General features: G+C 61.4%; 10 protein-coding genes and 3 tRNA genes. 9 read left to right on the top strand and 4 right to left on the bottom strand.

What is annotated here, in order from left to right; translation table 11 throughout:
* Positions 1-56: 56 nt before the first annotated feature.
* The 3 genes from ptrA to recD are packed head-to-tail and all read left to right on the top strand — an operon-like array spanning position 57 to position 8,319.
* The gene (gene ptrA / locus EDF75_RS18475) at positions 57-2,942 is read left to right on the top strand and encodes a pitrilysin (protein ID WP_133600445.1); all 2,886 of its coding nucleotides are present in this window, start codon (positions 57-59) and stop codon (positions 2,940-2,942) included.
* Positions 2,939-6,484, top strand: a complete 3,546-nt coding sequence (gene recB, locus EDF75_RS18470) for an exodeoxyribonuclease V subunit beta (RefSeq protein WP_133600444.1) — start codon at positions 2,939-2,941, stop codon at positions 6,482-6,484. Before ptrA ends, recB begins: the two co-directional genes overlap by 4 nt.
* Entirely contained in the window at positions 6,481-8,319 is a 1,839-nt protein-coding gene (gene recD, locus EDF75_RS18465; RefSeq protein ID WP_133600443.1) for an exodeoxyribonuclease V subunit alpha, read from the top strand. The genes recB and recD overlap by 4 nt, the downstream gene beginning before the upstream one ends.
* 68 nt (positions 8,320-8,387) lie before the next feature.
* Here recD and argA read toward each other — a convergent pair whose 3' ends face one another.
* Positions 8,388-9,719 carry an amino-acid N-acetyltransferase gene (argA, locus tag EDF75_RS18460; protein ID WP_041147023.1) on the bottom strand — a complete coding sequence of 444 codons (1,332 nt, stop codon included), beginning with the start codon at positions 9,717-9,719 and terminating at the stop codon, positions 8,388-8,390.
* A 229-nt stretch (positions 9,720-9,948) separates the two neighbouring features.
* On the opposite strand from argA, the gene amiC reads away from it, so the two are divergent.
* The 6 genes from amiC (at position 9,949) to cobS (ending at position 16,452) form a co-directional block, all read left to right on the top strand.
* Positions 9,949-11,202, top strand: a complete 1,254-nt coding sequence (gene amiC, locus EDF75_RS18455) for an N-acetylmuramoyl-L-alanine amidase AmiC (RefSeq protein ID WP_133600442.1) — start codon at positions 9,949-9,951, stop codon at positions 11,200-11,202.
* A gap of 15 nt (positions 11,203-11,217) precedes the next feature.
* Entirely contained in the window at positions 11,218-12,303 is a 1,086-nt protein-coding gene (gene cobD, locus EDF75_RS18450) for a threonine-phosphate decarboxylase CobD (protein WP_133600441.1), read from the top strand.
* 333 nt (positions 12,304-12,636) lie between these two features.
* The gene (gene cbiB / locus EDF75_RS18445; protein ID WP_133600440.1) at positions 12,637-13,596 is read left to right on the top strand and encodes an adenosylcobinamide-phosphate synthase CbiB; all 960 of its coding nucleotides are present in this window, start codon (positions 12,637-12,639) and stop codon (positions 13,594-13,596) included.
* A 53-nt stretch (positions 13,597-13,649) separates the two neighbouring features.
* The gene (locus EDF75_RS18440; protein WP_133600439.1) at positions 13,650-15,173 is read left to right on the top strand and encodes a cobyric acid synthase; all 1,524 of its coding nucleotides are present in this window, start codon (positions 13,650-13,652) and stop codon (positions 15,171-15,173) included.
* A complete protein-coding gene (cobU, locus tag EDF75_RS18435; RefSeq protein ID WP_133600438.1) occupies positions 15,167-15,712 on the top strand; it encodes a bifunctional adenosylcobinamide kinase/adenosylcobinamide-phosphate guanylyltransferase in 546 nt (181 codons plus the stop codon). The genes EDF75_RS18440 and cobU overlap by 7 nt, the downstream gene beginning before the upstream one ends.
* A complete protein-coding gene (gene cobS, locus EDF75_RS18430; RefSeq protein WP_123708654.1) occupies positions 15,709-16,452 on the top strand; it encodes an adenosylcobinamide-GDP ribazoletransferase in 744 nt (247 codons plus the stop codon). Before cobU ends, cobS begins: the two co-directional genes overlap by 4 nt.
* A 165-nt stretch (positions 16,453-16,617) precedes the next feature.
* Here cobS and EDF75_RS18425 read toward each other — a convergent pair.
* The 3 genes from EDF75_RS18425 to EDF75_RS18415 all read right to left on the bottom strand — a co-directional run bounded on the left by EDF75_RS18425 (position 16,618) and on the right by EDF75_RS18415 (position 16,941).
* Positions 16,618-16,694, bottom strand: a tRNA-Met gene (locus tag EDF75_RS18425).
* 45 nt (positions 16,695-16,739) lie between these two features.
* Positions 16,740-16,816, bottom strand: a tRNA-Met gene (locus EDF75_RS18420).
* A gap of 48 nt (positions 16,817-16,864) precedes the next feature.
* A tRNA-Met gene (locus EDF75_RS18415) sits at positions 16,865-16,941 on the bottom strand.
* Positions 16,942-17,122: the final 181 nt, after the last annotated feature.

Below are 17,122 nucleotides of genomic sequence, written 5' to 3'. Positions count from 1 at the left end.
GTTTTATCAACGCTGGCTCTGTACAGCGAAAAGTTTGTTAATGATGAGGTCCGTGAATGCCCCGTAGTTTATGGTTCAAGGTTATTGTAGTGCTGGCTGCCCTTTGGGCGCCGTTAAGTCAGGCAGATAGCGGATGGCAGCCCGTTCAGGAAACCATCCGCAAAAGCGAAAAAGATCCGCGTCAGTATCAGGCGATTCACCTCGATAACGGCATGATCGTTCTGCTGGTCTCCGATCCGCAGGCGGTAAAATCACTCTCGGCGCTGGTGGTGCCGGTGGGATCGCTGCAGGACCCGGAAGCGCATCAGGGCCTGGCGCACTTCCTCGAGCACATGACGTTAATGGGCTCGAAGAACTATCCGCAGCCCGACAGCCTCGCAGAGTTCCTGAAAATGCACGGCGGCAGCCACAACGCCAGCACCGCGCCGTATCGCACCGCCTTCTATCTGGAAGTCGAGAACGACGCGCTGGACGGGGCGGTCGATCGCCTCGCGGATGCCATTGCCTCTCCGCTGCTGGATAAAAAATATGCCGATCGTGAGCGTAATGCGGTCAACGCCGAGCTGACCATGGCGCGGACCCGTGACGGGATGCGCATGGCTCAGGTGAGCGCCGAAACCATAAACCCGGCGCATCCGGCGGCGCATTTTTCCGGCGGTAACCTTGAAACGCTGAGCGACAAGCCGGGAAAACCGGTGCTTGATGCGCTGCATACCTTCCGCGACAGCTGGTACTCCGCTAACCTGATGAAGGCGGTCATTTACAGCAATAAGCCGCTGCCGGAGCTGGCGAGCATTGCCGCCAAAACCTACGGCCGGGTGCCGAATCATAATATCGACCGGCCGGTAATTACCGTTCCGGTGGTGACCGATGCGCAAAAGGGCATCATCATCCACTACGTGCCGGCGATGCCTCGCAAGGTGCTGCGCGTTGAATTCCGCATCGATAACAACAGCGAGCAGTTCCGCAGCAAGACCGACGAGCTGGTGACCTATATGATCGGCAACCGCAGTCCGGGGACATTATCTGACTGGCTGCAGCAGCAGGGGCTGGTGGAAGGTATCCGCGCGGACTCCGATCCGGTGGTGAACGGCAACAGCGGGGTGCTGGCCATTTCCGCAACCCTGACCGATAAGGGCCTGGCGCATCGCGACGAGGTTGCTGCGGCCATCTTCAGCTACCTCAACCTGCTGCGTACCCAGGGCATCGATAAGCGCTATTTCGACGAGCTGGCGCATGTCCTGGCGCTCGACTTCCGCTATCCCTCAATCAACCGCGATATGGACTACGTTGAATGGCTGGCGGACACCATGATCCGCGTGCCGGTTGAGCATACTCTCGACGTGGTGAATATTGCCGATCGCTACGATCCGCAGGCGATTAAAGACCGCCTGGCGATGATGACCCCGCAAAACGCGCGCGTGTGGTACATCAGCCCGCAGGAGCCACATAACAAAACGGCCTATTTCGTCAATGCGCCTTACCAGGTCGATAAAATCAGCCCGCAGACCTTCGCCGACTGGCAGCAGAAAGCCAGCGCGATTGACCTTAAGCTGCCGACGCTGAACCCCTATATTCCTGACGATTTTACGCTGATCAAAAGCGATAAAGCCTATCCGCACCCGCAGCTGATCGTCGATGAGCCGACTCTGCGGGTGGTCTACGCCCCGAGCCAGTACTTCGCCAGCGAGCCTAAGGCCGACGTGTCGCTGGTGCTGCGTAATCCGCAGGCCATGGACAGCGCCCGCAGCCAGGTGATGTTTGCGCTGAATGACTACCTGGCGGGGATTGCCCTCGACCAGCTCAGCAACCAGGCCGCGGTGGGAGGCATCACTTTCTCTACCGGCGCCAACAACGGGCTGATGGTCAACGCCAACGGCTACACCCAGCGGCTGCCGCAGCTGTTCACCGCGCTGCTGGACGGCTACTTCAGCTATGCCCCGACCGAGGAGCAGCTGGAACAGGCGAAATCCTGGTACGCGCAGATGATGGACTCGGCGGATAAAGGCAAAGCGTACGATCAGGCGATTATGCCGGCCCAGATGGTGTCGCAGGTGCCTTACTTCCAGCGTGAAGAGCGCCGGGCGCTGCTGCCGTCAATCACCCTCAAAGAGGTTCTGGCCTACCGTGACAACCTGAAAGCGAAAGGGCGTCCGGAGCTGCTGGTGATTGGCAACCTGACCGCCGGGCAATCCACCGATATGGCTCGCCAGATCCAGCAACAGCTGGGGTCAGACGGCAACGAATGGTGCCGGAATAAAGACGTGCTGGTGAACAGCAGGCAGCTGGCTATTTTTGAAAAAACCGGCAGCAGCACCGACTCGGCGCTGGCTGCGGTCTTTGCGCCGCCCAATATCGATGAGTACAGCAGCTCCGCCGCCAGCTCCCTACTGGGCCAAATTATCCAGCCGTGGTTCTATAACCAGCTGCGTACTGAAGAACAGCTGGGCTATGCGGTGTTCGCGTTTTCGATGAACGTCGGTCGCCAGTGGGGCGTTGGCTTCCTGCTGCAAAGCAGCGATAAGCAGCCCGCCTTCCTGTGGCAGCGTTTCCAGGCCTTCTTCCCGACGGCGGAGGCAAAGCTGAGGGCGATGACCCCGGAAGAGTTTGCGCAAATTCAGCAGGCGACGATTGCCCAGATGATGCAGGCGCCGCAAACGCTGGGCGGTGAAGCCTCGCAGCTGAGCAAAGATTTCGATCGCGGTAATATGCGCTTCGATTCGCGTGATAAAGTAGTGGCTCAGATTAAACTGCTGACGCCGCAAAAGCTTGCCGACTTCTTCCATCAGACGGTGGTGGATCCGCAGGGCATGGCGATATTATCCCAGGTATCCGGTAGCCAGAATGGTAAAACGGATTACGCCCTGCCGCAGGGCGGCAAAGTCTGGGAAAACGTCAGCGCATTGCAGAAATCCTTACCCCTGATGCGAGAGAATGAATGACCGAAACCGCCGAGCCTCTTGACCCCCTGCGCTTGCCCCTGACGGGCGAGCGCCTGATAGAAGCCTCTGCGGGCACCGGAAAAACCTTTACCATCGCGGCGCTGTACCTCCGGCTGCTGCTGGGGCTGGGCGGAGAATCCGCCTTTCCGCGGCCGGTGAGCGTGGAGGAGCTGCTGGTGGTGACCTTCACCGAGGCGGCGACCGAGGAGCTGCGCGGCCGTATCCGCAGCAACATCCACGGGCTGCGCATCGCCTGCCTGCGCGAAACGGCCTCCGACCCTCTCTACGCCGCGCTGCTGGCGGAAATCCCGGACAAAAACCAGGCCGCACAAACGCTGATGCTGGCGGAGCGGCAGATGGACGAAGCGGCGGTGTTCACCATCCACGGCTTCTGCCAGCGCATGCTCAGCCTCAACGCGTTTGAGTCCGGCATGCTCTTTGAACAGCAGCTGATCGAGGACGAATCCCGGCTCCGCTATCAGGCCTGCGCCGATTTCTGGCGCCGCCACTGCTACCCGCTCCCGCGCGAAATAGCCGCGGTTATCCACGAAGCCTGGAAAGGCCCGCGCGACCTGCTGAAATCCCTCGACCGCTGGCTGCAGGGCGAAGCCCCGCAGCTTAAATCCCCGCCTGCACAGGAGGAGACGCTGGCCGAACGCCATCAGCAAATCATCGAGCGCATTGACGCGGTGAAGCGGCAGTGGCGGGAGCAGGTGAGCGAGATTGAAAGCGTGCTGGAAAACTCCGGCCTCGACCGGCGCAAATTCAACCGCGGTAACCAGGGGAAGTGGATAGAGAAAGTCAGCCTCTGGGCGCAGGAAGAGACCCTGAGCTACCGGCTGCCGGAGGCGCTGGAGAAATTCTCCCAGCCGTTCCTTCACGAACGTACCAAAGCGGATGGCGAACCGCCGCTTCACCCGCTGTTTAGCGCGATTGAGGCGCTGCTCTCTGCGCCGCTGACCCTGACGGATCTGGTGATCGCCCGGGCAATGGTGGAGATCCGCGAAGCGGTAGCGCGCGAAAAACGTCGCCGCGGCGAGCTCGGTTTTGATGACATGCTCAGCCGCCTCGATGATGCCCTACGCAGCGAAAGCGGCGAAGCGCTGGCCAGCGCGATCCGGCAGCGTTTTCCGGTGGCGATGATCGATGAGTTCCAGGATACCGACCCGCAGCAGTACCGCATTTTTCGCCGCATCTGGCGGCGGCAGCCGGAGACGGCGCTGCTGCTTATCGGCGATCCTAAACAGGCCATTTACGCCTTTCGCGGCGCGGATATTTTTACCTATATGAAGGCGCGCGGCGACGTTGCCGCGCACTACACGCTGGATACCAACTGGCGCTCCGCTCCGGGAATGGTGGAGAGCGTCAATCGCCTGTTCAGCCTCAGCGATAATCCGTTTATGTTCCGCGAAATCCCGTTCCTGCCGGTAAAGCCGGCGCCGAAAAACCAGCATCTGCGCTTCACCGTTGACGACGATGCGGTTCCGGCTATGAACATCTGGCTGATGCCGGGCGAAGCGGTGGGCGCGGGGGATTATCAAGCCTTTATGGCCCAGCTCTGCGCTGCGCAGATCCGCGACTGGCTTAGCGCCGGCCAGCAGGGGCGGGCGCTGCTGTGGCGCGACGATCGCGCCCGGCCGGTGCAGGCTTCCGATATCACGGTGCTGGTGCGTAATCGCCAGGAGGCGTCGCTGATCCGCGATGCGCTACAGGCGCTGGCCATTCCATCGGTCTATCTCTCCAACCGCGATAGCGTATTTGAAACGCCGGAAGCGCAGGAGCTGCTGTGGGTACTCCAGGCGGCGCTGGCGCCCGAACGTGAAAACACGCTGCGCAGCGCGCTGGCGACCTCGATTTTCGGCCTGAACGCCCTCGATATTGAAAACCTCAACAAGGATGAGCGCGCGTGGGATGCGCTGGTGGAAGAGTTTAGCGACTACCGCCACATCTGGCGTCAGCGCGGGGTGATGCCGATGCTAAGAGCGCTGATGACCGCCCGACATATTGCCGAAAACCTGCTGGTGACGAGCGGCGGCGAGCGGCGCTTAACCGATATCCTGCATATCAGTGAACTGCTGCAGGAAGCGGCCAACCAGCTGGAGAGCGAGCATGCGTTAGTGCGTTGGCTGACGCAGCGCATCGCCGAGCCGGACAGCAACGCCTCCAGCCAGCAGATGCGCCTGGAAAGCGACAAGCATCTGGTGCAGATCGTCACCGTACATAAATCGAAAGGGCTGGAATACCCGCTGGTGTGGCTGCCGTTTATCGCCCGCTTTCGCAAGCAGGATCAGGCGTTTTATCACGATCGCGACTCTTTTGCGGCGGTGCTTGACCTTGAGCAGAATGAGGGGAGCCTCGAGCTGGCGGAGGCGGAGCGTCTGGCGGAAGATTTACGCCTGCTGTACGTGGCCCTGACGCGAGCGGTCTGGCACTGCAGCCTCGGCGTGGCGCCGCTCAGCACCCGACGCAGCGACAAGCCGGGCGACAGCGATTTTCACCACAGCGCTCTGGGGCGCCTTCTGCAGGGAGGCGAAGCGATGGACGCCGCGGGGCTGACGGCCCGCCTGCAGGCGTTCTGCTGCGCGGATATTGCGCTGCAAACCCCCGGCGTTGCCGATCGGCAGCCCTGGCAGGCGCCGCAGGAGGCGCTGCCGCCGCTGTCGGCGCGGATGCTGGGACGTTCGATCGTTGATGACTGGCGGGTCACCAGCTACTCCGGGCTACAGCAGCATGGCCACAGCCCGGCGCAGGATTTACTGCCCCGTCTTGACGTTGACGCCGCCGGCGTGGGGGAGGTGGCGGAGGAGCCGCAGCTCACCCCGCATCAGTTCCCGCGCGGGGCGTCGCCGGGGACATTTTTGCACGGCCTGTTTGAAGACCTCGACTTTACCCAACCGGTCCCCGCCGACTGGATGGCGGAAAAGCTGCGGTCCGGCGGATTTGCCGAGCACTGGACGCCGGTGCTGACCCAATGGCTGGATGATGTGCTGCGCACGCCGCTACCGGGCGCCGATATCGCGCTGAATCAGCTCGCGGCGGCGGACAAGCAGGTTGAGATGGCGTTTTATTTACCCATTGAGGCCCCGCTGGACGCGCGGCGCCTGGATGCGTTGGCTCGCCGCTACGACCCGCTTTCGGCCCAGTGCCCGGAGCTTGATTTCCGTCAGGTTCGCGGAATGCTGAAAGGGTTTATTGACCTCGTGTTTCGGCATAACGGCCGCTACTACCTGCTGGATTACAAATCCAACTGGCTGGGGGACGATCGCGAAGCCTACACCCGGCAGGCAATGGCGCAGGCGATGTGCACGCACCGCTATGATTTACAATACCAGCTCTACGGCCTGGCGCTGCACCGCTATTTACGCCATCGCGTTGCTGACTACGACTATGAGCGCCATTTTGGTGGCGTCATTTATCTCTTTTTACGCGGAATGGACGGGCAGGACGGAGGGCAGGGGATATTTACCACGCGGCCTGAGCGTCCGCTGATTGACGGCCTGGACGCCCTGTTTGCCGGCGAAGTTCAGGAGATCGCTTCATGACCATGGATGAGCTGCTGCTTGAGGCAGCAAACCAGCGTTTATTACGTCCGCTTGACGTCCAGTTTGCGCTGATGGTCGCCCGGGATGCGCACCCGGCGGTGAAGCTGGCGGCGGCGGTGCTGAGCCGCGACGCCGGCGAAGGGCACGTCTGCCTGCCGCTCTCGCGCCTTGCCGCTGACGACGTGCTGAGCGGAAAGGTCGCCGCTCTGCGCGAGCAGCTGCTGGCGCAGGCCGGCGCGCCCGATGACTGGTCGGCGCTGCTGCTCTCTTCAGCGGCGGTGAGCCGCGGGGAGCGTCCGACGCCAATGATCCTCTGCGGCGAACGGCTTTACCTTAACCGCATGTGGCGCAACGAGCTGACCGTCGCGCGCTTTTTTAACGAAGCTAATCAGGTGCTGAGCGTGGATGAAACGCGCCTGGCGTTGACGCTGGATGCGCTCTTCCCCGCCGGGGACGATATTGACTGGCAGAAGGTGGCGGCGGCGGTGGCGCTGACCCGGCGGATTTCGGTTATTTCCGGCGGTCCAGGCACCGGTAAAACGACTACCGTCGCCAGGCTGCTGGCGGCGTTGATCCAGACGACGGATACGCCCCGCTGCCGCATCCGCCTGGCGGCGCCCACCGGCAAAGCCGCGGCGCGCCTGACCGAGTCGCTGGGCAGCGCACTGCGCCAGCTGCCGCTGACGGATGAGCAGAAGGCGCTGCTGCCGACGGAGGCCAGCACCCTGCACCGCCTGCTGGGCGCGCAGCCGGGCAGCCAGCGTATGCGCTATCACGCCGGCAACCCGCTGCACCTCGACGTGCTGGTGGTGGATGAAGCTTCGATGATTGACCTGCCGATGATGGCTCGCCTGATTGACGCCCTGCCGGCGCACGGTCGGGTGATTTTTCTCGGCGACCGCGATCAGCTGGCGTCGGTGGAGGCCGGTGCGGTGCTGGGGGATATTTGCGCCTGGGTGAGTGCGGGCTATACCGCCGAGCGCGCGGCGCAGCTAAAGCGGCTGACCGGCCTGCCGGTGCCTGCCGGCGAGGGCGAGGCGGCGGGCGCCCTGCGCGACAGCCTGTGCCTGCTGCAAAAAAGCTATCGTTTTGGCAGCCACTCCGGCATCGGTAGCCTGGCCCGGGCGGTGAACGCCGGCGATCGGCACGGGGTCAAGACGACCCTGCGCCAGCCGTTCGACGACATCGTGCTGCGCCCGCTAAGCACCACCGAGGAGTATGAGGCGATGCTGACGCAGGCGCAGGCCGGCTACGATCGCTATCTCCGGCTGCTGCGTGAGCGGGCGGATCCGGAGGCGGCGATCGCCGCTTTCGGCGAGTTCCGGCTGCTGTGCGCCCTGCGCGAGGGGCCCTACGGCGTCAGCGGGCTGAACGAACAGCTGGAGCTGATGCTCAATCGTAAGCGGGCGATTGCGCTGCCGCGGCATTCGCGCTGGTATGAAGGCCGGCCGGTGATGATCTCGCGCAACGATAGCGCGCTGGGGCTGTTTAACGGGGATATTGGCATTGCGCTGGAAAGGGGAGACGGGCTTCGCGTCTGGTTCCCGATGCCGGATGGCAGCATTAAGTCGGTGCAGCCCAGCCGCCTGCCGGAGCACGATACCGCCTGGGCGATGACGGTGCATAAATCCCAGGGCTCGGAGTTTGACCACGCGGCCCTGATTTTGCCTTCCCGCAGCGTGCCGCTGGTGACGCGTGAGCTGGTGTATACCGCGATAACCCGCGCCAAACGGCAGCTGTCGATTTACGCCGATGAGCAGGTGCTGACTCAGGCTATCGCGGCGCGCACCGAACGGCGCAGCGGGCTGGCGGACATCTTCGCCAGCGGCGGGTAGCCTCGGCGTTCAGCCGCTTCCCCTTTGCCAGCCTGCGCTACGCCTGGCCGGCGAAGGGGAGCGCTCGCTCAGCCAAGGTCGGCCATCATCACCTTGGAGCGGCGCTGATAGTTGTACATCTCTTTCTTACTTTCCGGCAGCAGGTCGATATCCACCGGCGTAAAGCCGCGCTCCTGGAACCAGTGAATGCTGCGGGTGGTCAGCACGAACAGTTTGCTTAGCCCCATCTGTTTTGCCTGGGTCGCGATGCGGTTCAGCAGGACTTCCCCGCGCGATGAGCTGCGGTAGTCCGGATGGACCGCCACGCAGGCCATTTCACCGATTTTCTCTTCCGGGAACGGATAGAGCGCGGCGCAGGCAATTGTCGTGTTATCGCGCTGAATGATGGTGAATTTATCTATTTCCATCTCCAGCTGCTCGCGGGAGCGGCGCACCAGAATTCCCTGCTGCTCCAGCGGGCTTATCAGCTCAAGAATACCGCCAATATCGTTGATGGTGGCGCGGCGGATCTGCTCGGCGCTCTCCATGACGATCTGGGTACCGATACCGTCGCGCGAGAACAGCTCCTGCAGCAGGGCACCATCCTCCTGGTAGCTGATCAGGTGGCAGCGACGCACGCCGCTGCGGCAGGCTTTCACCGCGCCGCGCAGGAAACGCACGGTACCGGAGTTGTAGTCCTCTTCCGCTTCCAGCTCTTCAACCCGCGCCTGGGCTTCGTTCGGGAACAGCTCGGGAACGATCTCGCCCTCCTGGCTGTACACCCCTTGCGAAGAGCAGAAGCCGATCATTTTTTCCGCTTTCAGCTTGATGGCCAGCTGGGTGGCAATCTCTTCGGAAGTCAGGTTAAAGCTTTCGCCGGTGACCGATACCGCAACCGGGCCCATCAGCACGATGGCGCCGTTATCAAGCTGGCGGTGGATCGCTTCTTCATCGATACGACGAATGCGCCCGCTGTGGCAATAATCGACGCCATCATCAACGCCAAGCGGTTGGGCAATAATGAAATTGCCGCTCACGACGTTGATGTGGGCGCCCTGCAGCGGGGTGTTGTTGAGGCTCATCGACAGGCGCGCGGTAATTTCCAGCTGCAGCATGCCGGCGGCCTGTTTAACCAGTTCGAGGGTTTTGGCGTCAGTCACGCGCGTTTGCTTATGGTAAAGCGGCTCGTGATGATGCTCGGCCAGGTTGGCGTCTATCTGAGGACGCGCCCCATAGACCACCACCAGGCGAATGCCCAGGCTATGTAACAGCCCAATGTCATTGACTATGCTGGAGAAATTTTCATGCTCGATGGCTTCGCCGCCCAGCATGATGACAAAGGTTTTTCCCCGATGGGCGTTAATATAGGGAACTGAATGGCGGAATCCTTCTACCAGTTCGGTGCGACGTTCCTTCACCATGACCACAACCCTCAATGCATGATTATTCGTAATAAGTGTATTTTTATTCTGTTTTGCGCGTAAACGCAAGCCAAAATTTGTCACGAATATGCGAAAGAACTGTGACTTAACGCGTGCTACCAAAGATTGTTTACCCTTTTATTGATGACAGGTTATACGGCTTTCGTTAAAGTTTCTGGTCAATCTGTTTGTTTTGGATACGAATGCGTTTTTATTGCTTGGGAGTGGCATGCCGGGATACAAGTCAGGATTAAGCCGTCGCCGTTTTTTACAGGGGGCGAGCGCGATGTGGTTAATGAGCGTCAGTCCGGTTGGTTTAGCTGCCGTTGCACAGGTCGTCGCGGTGCGCGTCTGGCCGTCGTCAACCTATACGCGCGTGACGGTGGAATCCAACCATGTGCTGAAATATCGGCAGTTTGCGTTGAGCAATCCGGAGCGGCTGGTGGTCGATCTGGAAGGGGTTAACCTTAATTCCGTGCTGAAGGGCATGGGAACCAGCATTCGCGACGACGATCCCTATATTAAGTCCGCCCGCGTCGGCCAGTTCGATCCGCAGACGGTGCGCATGGTGTTTGAGCTCAAGCAGAACGTGAAACCGCAGCTCTTTGCCCTCGCGCCGGTTGCCGGCTTTAAAGAGCGTCTGGTGATGGATCTCTATCCGTCTACGGCGACCGACGTGCAGGATCCGCTGCTGGCGCTGCTGGAGGATTACAATAAGGGCGATCTCGATCGTCAGGTGCCGCCGGCAGAAAGCGGGCCGAAGCCGGGTAAGGCCGGACGCGACAGGCCGATTGTGATTATGCTCGACCCGGGACACGGCGGGGAAGACTCCGGTGCGGTTGGCAAATACCACACCCGCGAGAAAGACGTGGTACTGCAGATCGCCCGTCGGCTGCGGGCGCTGATCGAAAAAGAGGGAAATATGAAGGCCTATATGACCCGCAATGAAGATGTCTTTATTCCCCTGAAGGTGCGCGTCGCCAAGGCGCAAAAGCAGCGTGCCGACCTGTTCGTCTCGATTCATGCCGATGCCTTTACCAGCCGCCAGCCGCGCGGCTCGTCGGTGTTTGCGCTCTCAACCAAAGGCGCTACCAGCACCGCGGCTAAATACCTGGCGCAAACCCAGAACGCCTCCGACCTGGTGGGGGGCGTCAGCAAGAGCGGCGACCGCTACGTCGACCATACGATGTTCGACATGGTGCAGTCGCTGACCATCTCCGATAGCCTGAAGTTTGGCAAAGCGGTGCTGCAAAAAATGGGCAGGGTTAACGATCTGCATAAGAACCAGGTCGAGCAGGCGGGCTTCGCGGTGCTGAAGGCGCCGGATATTCCGTCGATCCTGGTCGAAACCGCGTTTATCAGCAACGTGGCGGAGGAGCGGAAGCTGAAAACGGCGGCCTTCCAGCAGCAGGTTGCCGAGTCGATACTGGCGGGGATTAAGGCCTACTTCGCCGATGGCGCAACCCTGGCAAGGCTCGGCTGATAAAAGGAGCGGAAGATGGCCCTGTTAAAGAGCGCCCACGGCGGCAATACGCGGGAGGCGGCGGCGCTGCTGGGCGTTCAGCCCGAGCAGCTGCTCGATTTTAGCGCCAATATTAATCCGCTGGGCATGCCTGAAAGCCTCAAACGCGCCCTGATCGCTAATCTTGACCGCGCGGAGCGCTATCCCGACGTGGACTATCAGCAGCTGCACGAGGCCCTGGCGGAACATCACCATATTCCCGCCTCGTGGATCGTGGCGGGGAATGGCGAAACCGAATCTATTTTCACCGTCGTAAGCGGCCTGAAGCCGCGTCAGGCGATGATTGTGGTGCCCGGTTTTGCCGAATATCGCCGCGCGCTGAGCACGGTGGATTGTGCGATCCGCGAGTTCGCGCTGCGTGAAGAGGACGGCTGGCAGCTGACCGAGGCCCTTCTCACGGCCCTGATGCCGGACCTCGACTGCCTGTTCCTCTGTACGCCCAACAACCCAACCGGACTGCTGCCGGAGAGCCAGCTGCTGGCGGCGATTGCCGCGCGCTGCAAGGCGCTAGACATCGCGCTGATCCTCGATGAGGCCTTTATCGATTTCATTCCCGACCAGCCGGGGTTTATTCCTCTGCTGCGCGATAACCCACATATTTGGGTACTGCGCTCGCTGACCAAGTTCTATGCCATCCCCGGCCTGCGGCTGGGCTATCTGGTCAACGGCGATGAACGCGCCGTCGCCAGGATGCGCGAGCGGCAGATGCCGTGGTCAATAAACGCGTTTGCCGCGCTGGCAGGGGAAATTATTCTGCAGGATAGCGCCTACCAGCAGAAGACCTGGCGCTGGCTGGCGGAAGAAGGCCGACGTTTTTACCAGCAGCTCCGCCAGCTTCCCGGCCTGACGGTCTATCCGGGCCAGGCAAACTATCTGTTTCTGCGCGCCGATATACCGGGTATCGACCTGCAGTATGCCCTGCTGCAGCAGCATATTTTGATTCGCAGCTGCGCCAACTACCCCGGCCTCGGGGCGGGCTATTTCCGCGTGGCGATCCGCAGCGCGGAAGAGAATCAGCGGCTGCTTGCGGCGCTGGCGAAGATCCTGCCCGTCGGCGTCTGACTTCGCAAGCCGCCGGCGCATCGGTGTGGCATAATGCCGTTCCTTATTGCGCGAACGGCAGAGCTTCAGGATGCTTTCGCGATATCAACCAACGGGTGCCAGCGACGGGAGCCAAAATTCCCCGCCGCTGCGATGCTGACGCTAAGCCAGAAATTCTCCTGTTGGTTATCACCAACAACCTCGGTGGTAAGTAGGGTGCTCAGAGGCGTACCGGCGAAAGCGTACCGCTGCTGCACCTTTGCCCTCCGACCACCCTGAACAGGAACCGGGTATGGCGGCAAGACTCCATTCATCTATTCCCGTACGCCGGCAGGCATCTTCGAGGCCCGCGCGATGACGCTACTTGCCTGGTGCGTTGCCTGGCTCCTCGATCTCATCATCGGCGACCCCCCGCGCTGGCCCCACCCGGTACGCTGGATTGGCCACCTCATTACCGCCACGCAACGCGTCGTCAGGCGCTACTGCCGCAGCGACAGGACGCTACGCATCGGCGGAGGGCTGATGTGGCTGGCGGTGGTAGGGCTGACGTGGGGCGTTTCCTGGGGCGTACTGACGCTGGCGGAAAGCATCCATCCCTGGCTTGGCTGGGTGATTGAGGTGTGGATGATTTTTACGCTGCTGGCCGGCCGCTGCCTGGCGACCTCCGCCCGCGACGTTGAGCGTCCGCTGCGCGAGGGTGACCTGGCGCAGAGCCGCGAGAAGCTCTCGTGGATCGTCGGGCGGGACACGTCTCAGCTCCAGCCGGAGCAGATTAACCGCGCGGTGGTGGAGACGGTGGCGGAGAACACCGTCGACGGCATTATTGCCCCGCTCTTCTTCCTGCTGATCGGCGGCGCGCCGCTGGCTATGGCCTACAAAGCCGTGAATACCCTCGATTCAATGGTGGGCTACAAGCACGAAAAGTATCGCGCCATTGGCATGGTCAGCGCCCGCCTTGACGATGTCGCCAACCTTATTCCCGCTCGTCTGAGCTGGCTGCTGCTGAGTATGGCGGCCTTCTTATGCCGCAACGATGGTCCCAGAGCGGTACGTATCGGCTGGCGCGATCGCTATAACCACAGCAGCCCCAACTGCGGATGGTCAGAAGCCAGCGTGGCCGGCGCGCTGGGGATCCGGCTGGGCGGCCCAAACAACTATTTTGGCCAGCGGGTAGAAAAGCCGTGGATTGGCGACGACGTGCGCGACATTTCAGTCGACGACATCCCCCGCACGATCCGGCTGATGTGGGTGGCATCAACACTGGCGCTGGCGCTGTTTATGCTGGCGCGCTATCTGCTGGCCGGCGCGGCGTAAAGCGAAAGGTGAGTGTTAATGCGAAGGCGACAGAACGCGATAAAGGAGGCCTTATGACGCGGGCAATCATGTTGCAAGGTACGGCATCCGATGTGGGAAAAAGCGTGCTGGTAGCGGGACTGTGCAGAATTTTTTACCAGGACGGCCTGCGCACGGCGCCGTTTAAATCACAGAACATGGCGCTGAACTCGGGCATCACCGCCGATGGCAAAGAGATGGGACGGGCGCAGATCTTTCAGGCCGAAGCGGCGGGCATCGCGCCGGACGTGCGCATGAACCCGATACTGTTAAAGCCGACCAGCGATCTCAACGCGCAGGTGGTGCTGATGGGAAAAGTGGCGACCCATATGGACGCGGTGAGCTACCAAGAGTACAAGCCGCGCCTGCGCGAGCAGATCCTTGAGGTTTACCGCAGCCTGGCGCAGGAGTATGACGTGCTGGTACTGGAGGGCGCCGGCAGCCCGGCGGAGATCAACCTGCGCGATCGCGATATCGTCAACATGGGCATGGCGGAGATGGCGCAGTGTCCGGTGATCCTCGTTGCCGACATCGACAGGGGCGGCGTGTTTGCCGCCATCTACGGGACTCTGGCGCTGCTTGAGGAGCAGGAGCGCGCCAGGGTGAAAGGGGTGATCATCAATAAGTTCCGCGGCGATGTGGCGCTGCTGTACTCGGGCATCGAACAAATTGAAGCTTTGACCGGCGTTCCGGTGCTGGGCGTGCTGCCGTGGCTGGAGGTCGATCTGGAAGATGAAGATAGCGTGGCGCTGCAGAAGGGAAAATACCTGAGCACCGCGCAGCGGGAGATTGAGATTGCGGTGGTTCAGCTGCCGCATACGTCCAACTTCACCGATTTCAACGCGCTGGCGGCGCAGCCGGACGTCCGCGTGCGCTACGTCCGTCATCCCCAGGATCTGACGACGAGTGACCTGGTGATCCTGCCCGGCAGCAAAAATACGCTGGGCGATCTGCAGTGGCTGCGCGAAAGCGGGATGGAGCAGGGCGTGCTGCAGGCGCATCAGCAGGGGATCCCGGTGCTGGGGATTTGCGGCGGCTACCAGATGCTTGGTGAGACCATCTTCGATGACGTGGAGTCCGGGCTGGGCATGTTACCCGGCCTGGGGCTGCTCAATACCGTGACGCAGTTTGCCCGCCATAAAACCACGACGCTGGTTGAGGCGACGATGGCGGCCGCGCTTCCGGGCTGGCTGGCTGGCGCCTCCGCGCTGCGCGTGCGCGGCTACGAAATTCATATGGGCGAAACGACCCGGCAAGGCGACTGCCGGCCGCTGCTGCAGCTGGAAAAAGAGGGACGGCCGGTGGCGGACGGGGCGATGACGGACGACGGGCTGGCGTTTGGTACCTACCTGCACGGCCTGTTCGACAGCGATGAGTTCACCCGCGCGCTGGTCAACGGCCTGCGTCTGCGCAAAGGTCTGGCGGCGCTGGATAGCACCCTCCACTACGCGCAGTACAAATCGCAGCAGTTCGATATTCTGGCGGATGCAATGCGTCAACATATTGATATTGAAAAAATTTACCACATTATGCAGCAGCATCAGGAGCCATCATGCTGATTCTGGTCACCGGCGGCGCGCGCAGCGGGAAAAGCCGTCACGCCGAAGCGCTGATCGCCGGCTCAGCGCAGGTTTTGTATCTCGCCACCTCGCAGATTTTTGATGAGGAGATGGCCGCGAGGATCCAGCATCACCGCGATAGCCGACCGGCGCACTGGCGCACCGTCGAGCGCTGGCAGCATCTTGATAAGCTGATTACCCCGCACGGCGATCCCAACGAAGCTATTTTGCTGGAGTGTATCACCACCATGGTGACCAACCTGCTGTTTGCCTGCGGCGGCGACAGCGATCCCGATGGCTGGGATTATGCGGCCATGGAGCGGACGATCGACGACGAGATCCATTCGCTGATCGCCGCCTGCCAGCGCTCCGCGGCGAAGATCGTGGTGGTCACCAACGAAGTGGGAATGGGGATTGTCCCCGAGAATCGCCTTGCGCGGCATTTTCGCGATATCGCCGGCCGGGTTAACCAGCGCCTGGCGGCGGCTGCAGATGAGGTCTGGCTGGTGGTATCAGGTATTGGAGTCAAAATAAAATGATCAAACTATTCTGGGCAACGCTCTCTTTTCTCAGCCGTTTACCGGTACCGGAGCGCTGGTCGCAGGGGCTGGATATTGACCGCTACGTTCGCGGCATTGTCACCTTTCCCGTGGTCGGCGCGCTGCTGGGCTTGCTGAGCGGCCTGGTATTTCTCGCCGTGCAGGCGTGGTGCGGCATCCCGCTGGCGGCGCTGTTTGCCGTACTGGCGCTGGCGCTGCTCACCGGCGGCTTCCACCTCGACGGACTGGCCGATACCTGCGACGGGGTGTTTTCTGCCCGCCGTCGTGAACGGATGCTGGAGATTATGCGCGACAGCCGGCTGGGAACCCACGGCGGGCTGGCGCTGATTTTTGTGCTGCTGGCGAAGGTGCTGGTGGTCAGCGAGCTGGCGCTGCGCGGCACGCCGATGCTGGCGGCGCTGGCGGCAGCCTGCGCGGTAGGGCGGGGAGCCAGCGTGCTGCTGATGTACCGCCAGCGCTATGCGCGGGAAGAGGGGCTGGGCAACGTGTTCATCGGTAAGGTGAGCGGGCGACAAACCTGCGTAACCCTGGGGCTCGCGGTTATTCTCGCGGCGGTGCTGCTGCCTGGCATGAGCGGAGTGGCGGCGCTGGCGGTCAGCGCGGCGGCGATTTTCATTCTCGGCCAGCTCTTAAAGCGCACCCTCGGTGGGCAAACCGGCGATACGCTGGGGGCGGCCATTGAGCTCGGCGAGCTGGTCTTCCTGCTGGCGCTGCTGTGAGCCGCGCTACGCCATGGCTGCACGCGGCGATGGCGCAGCTGGCAATGAGGCCGGATCTGAGTATTGGCGCGAAGAAAGGTCGTTCGGGGTCGTGAACCGGCGGGCTGAAGCTATCGTGCAGGAAGCGCAGAAACAAAAAAACACCCGGAAGGGTGTTTATTGTGTTGGTTGCGGGGGCCGGATTTGAACCGACGACCTTCGGGTTATGAGCCCGACGAGCTACCAGGCTGCTCCACCCCGCGTCCGTCTTTACTCTTCATCGAGTAAACTTTGCATCAGATTTTAATTGGTTGCGGGGGCCGGATTTGAACCGACGACCTTCGGGTTATGAGCCCGACGAGCTACCAGGCTGCTCCACCCCGCGTCCGTCTTTACTCTTCCATCGAGTAAAGCTTACTTCTCTGATTTTAATTGGTTGCGGGGGCCGGATTTGAACCGACGACCTTCGGGTTATGAGCCCGACGAGCTACCAGGCTGCTCCACCCCGCGTCCGTGGATGCGCACTATACTCTGCTAACGTTTTGATGCAACCCTTTTTCAGCTAAATCGATAATTTTGTAATGAATGGTGTAGAAAGAACCGTTTTTAGCGCGTTTTTTAGCCGATTTTGTATTTGTGCTGCTTTAGCGCATTTCAATAGCCCTGGCGGTTTGTTATCTTCCCTCATCAC

It is taken from the genome of Klebsiella sp. BIGb0149 (genome assembly GCF_004362605.1).
Taxonomy (GTDB): Bacteria; Pseudomonadota; Gammaproteobacteria; order Enterobacterales; family Enterobacteriaceae; genus Klebsiella; species Klebsiella terrigena.
This window is presented reverse-complemented; position numbering and strand designations above follow the sequence as displayed.

What these genes read in the sequence shown, in the direction of transcription:
- cobS (WP_123708654.1), top strand. Translation starts at nt 15,709, where the DNA reads ATGATCAAACTATTCTGGGCAACGCTCTCTTTTCTCAGCCGTTTACCG.
- EDF75_RS18440 (WP_133600439.1), top strand. Translation starts at nt 13,650, where the DNA reads ATGACGCGGGCAATCATGTTGCAAGGTACGGCATCCGATGTGGGAAAA.
- cobD (WP_133600441.1), top strand. Translation starts at nt 11,218, where the DNA reads ATGGCCCTGTTAAAGAGCGCCCACGGCGGCAATACGCGGGAGGCGGCG.
- amiC (WP_133600442.1), top strand. Translation starts at nt 9,949, where the DNA reads ATGCCGGGATACAAGTCAGGATTAAGCCGTCGCCGTTTTTTACAGGGG.
- cobU (WP_133600438.1), top strand. Translation starts at nt 15,167, where the DNA reads ATGCTGATTCTGGTCACCGGCGGCGCGCGCAGCGGGAAAAGCCGTCAC.
- recB (WP_133600444.1), top strand. Translation starts at nt 2,939, where the DNA reads ATGACCGAAACCGCCGAGCCTCTTGACCCCCTGCGCTTGCCCCTGACG.
- cbiB (WP_133600440.1), top strand. Translation starts at nt 12,637, where the DNA reads ATGACGCTACTTGCCTGGTGCGTTGCCTGGCTCCTCGATCTCATCATC.
- recD (WP_133600443.1), top strand. Translation starts at nt 6,481, where the DNA reads ATGACCATGGATGAGCTGCTGCTTGAGGCAGCAAACCAGCGTTTATTA.
- ptrA (WP_133600445.1), top strand. Translation starts at nt 57, where the DNA reads ATGCCCCGTAGTTTATGGTTCAAGGTTATTGTAGTGCTGGCTGCCCTT.
- argA (WP_041147023.1), bottom strand. Translation starts at nt 9,719, where the DNA reads ATGGTGAAGGAACGTCGCACCGAACTGGTAGAAGGATTCCGCCATTCA.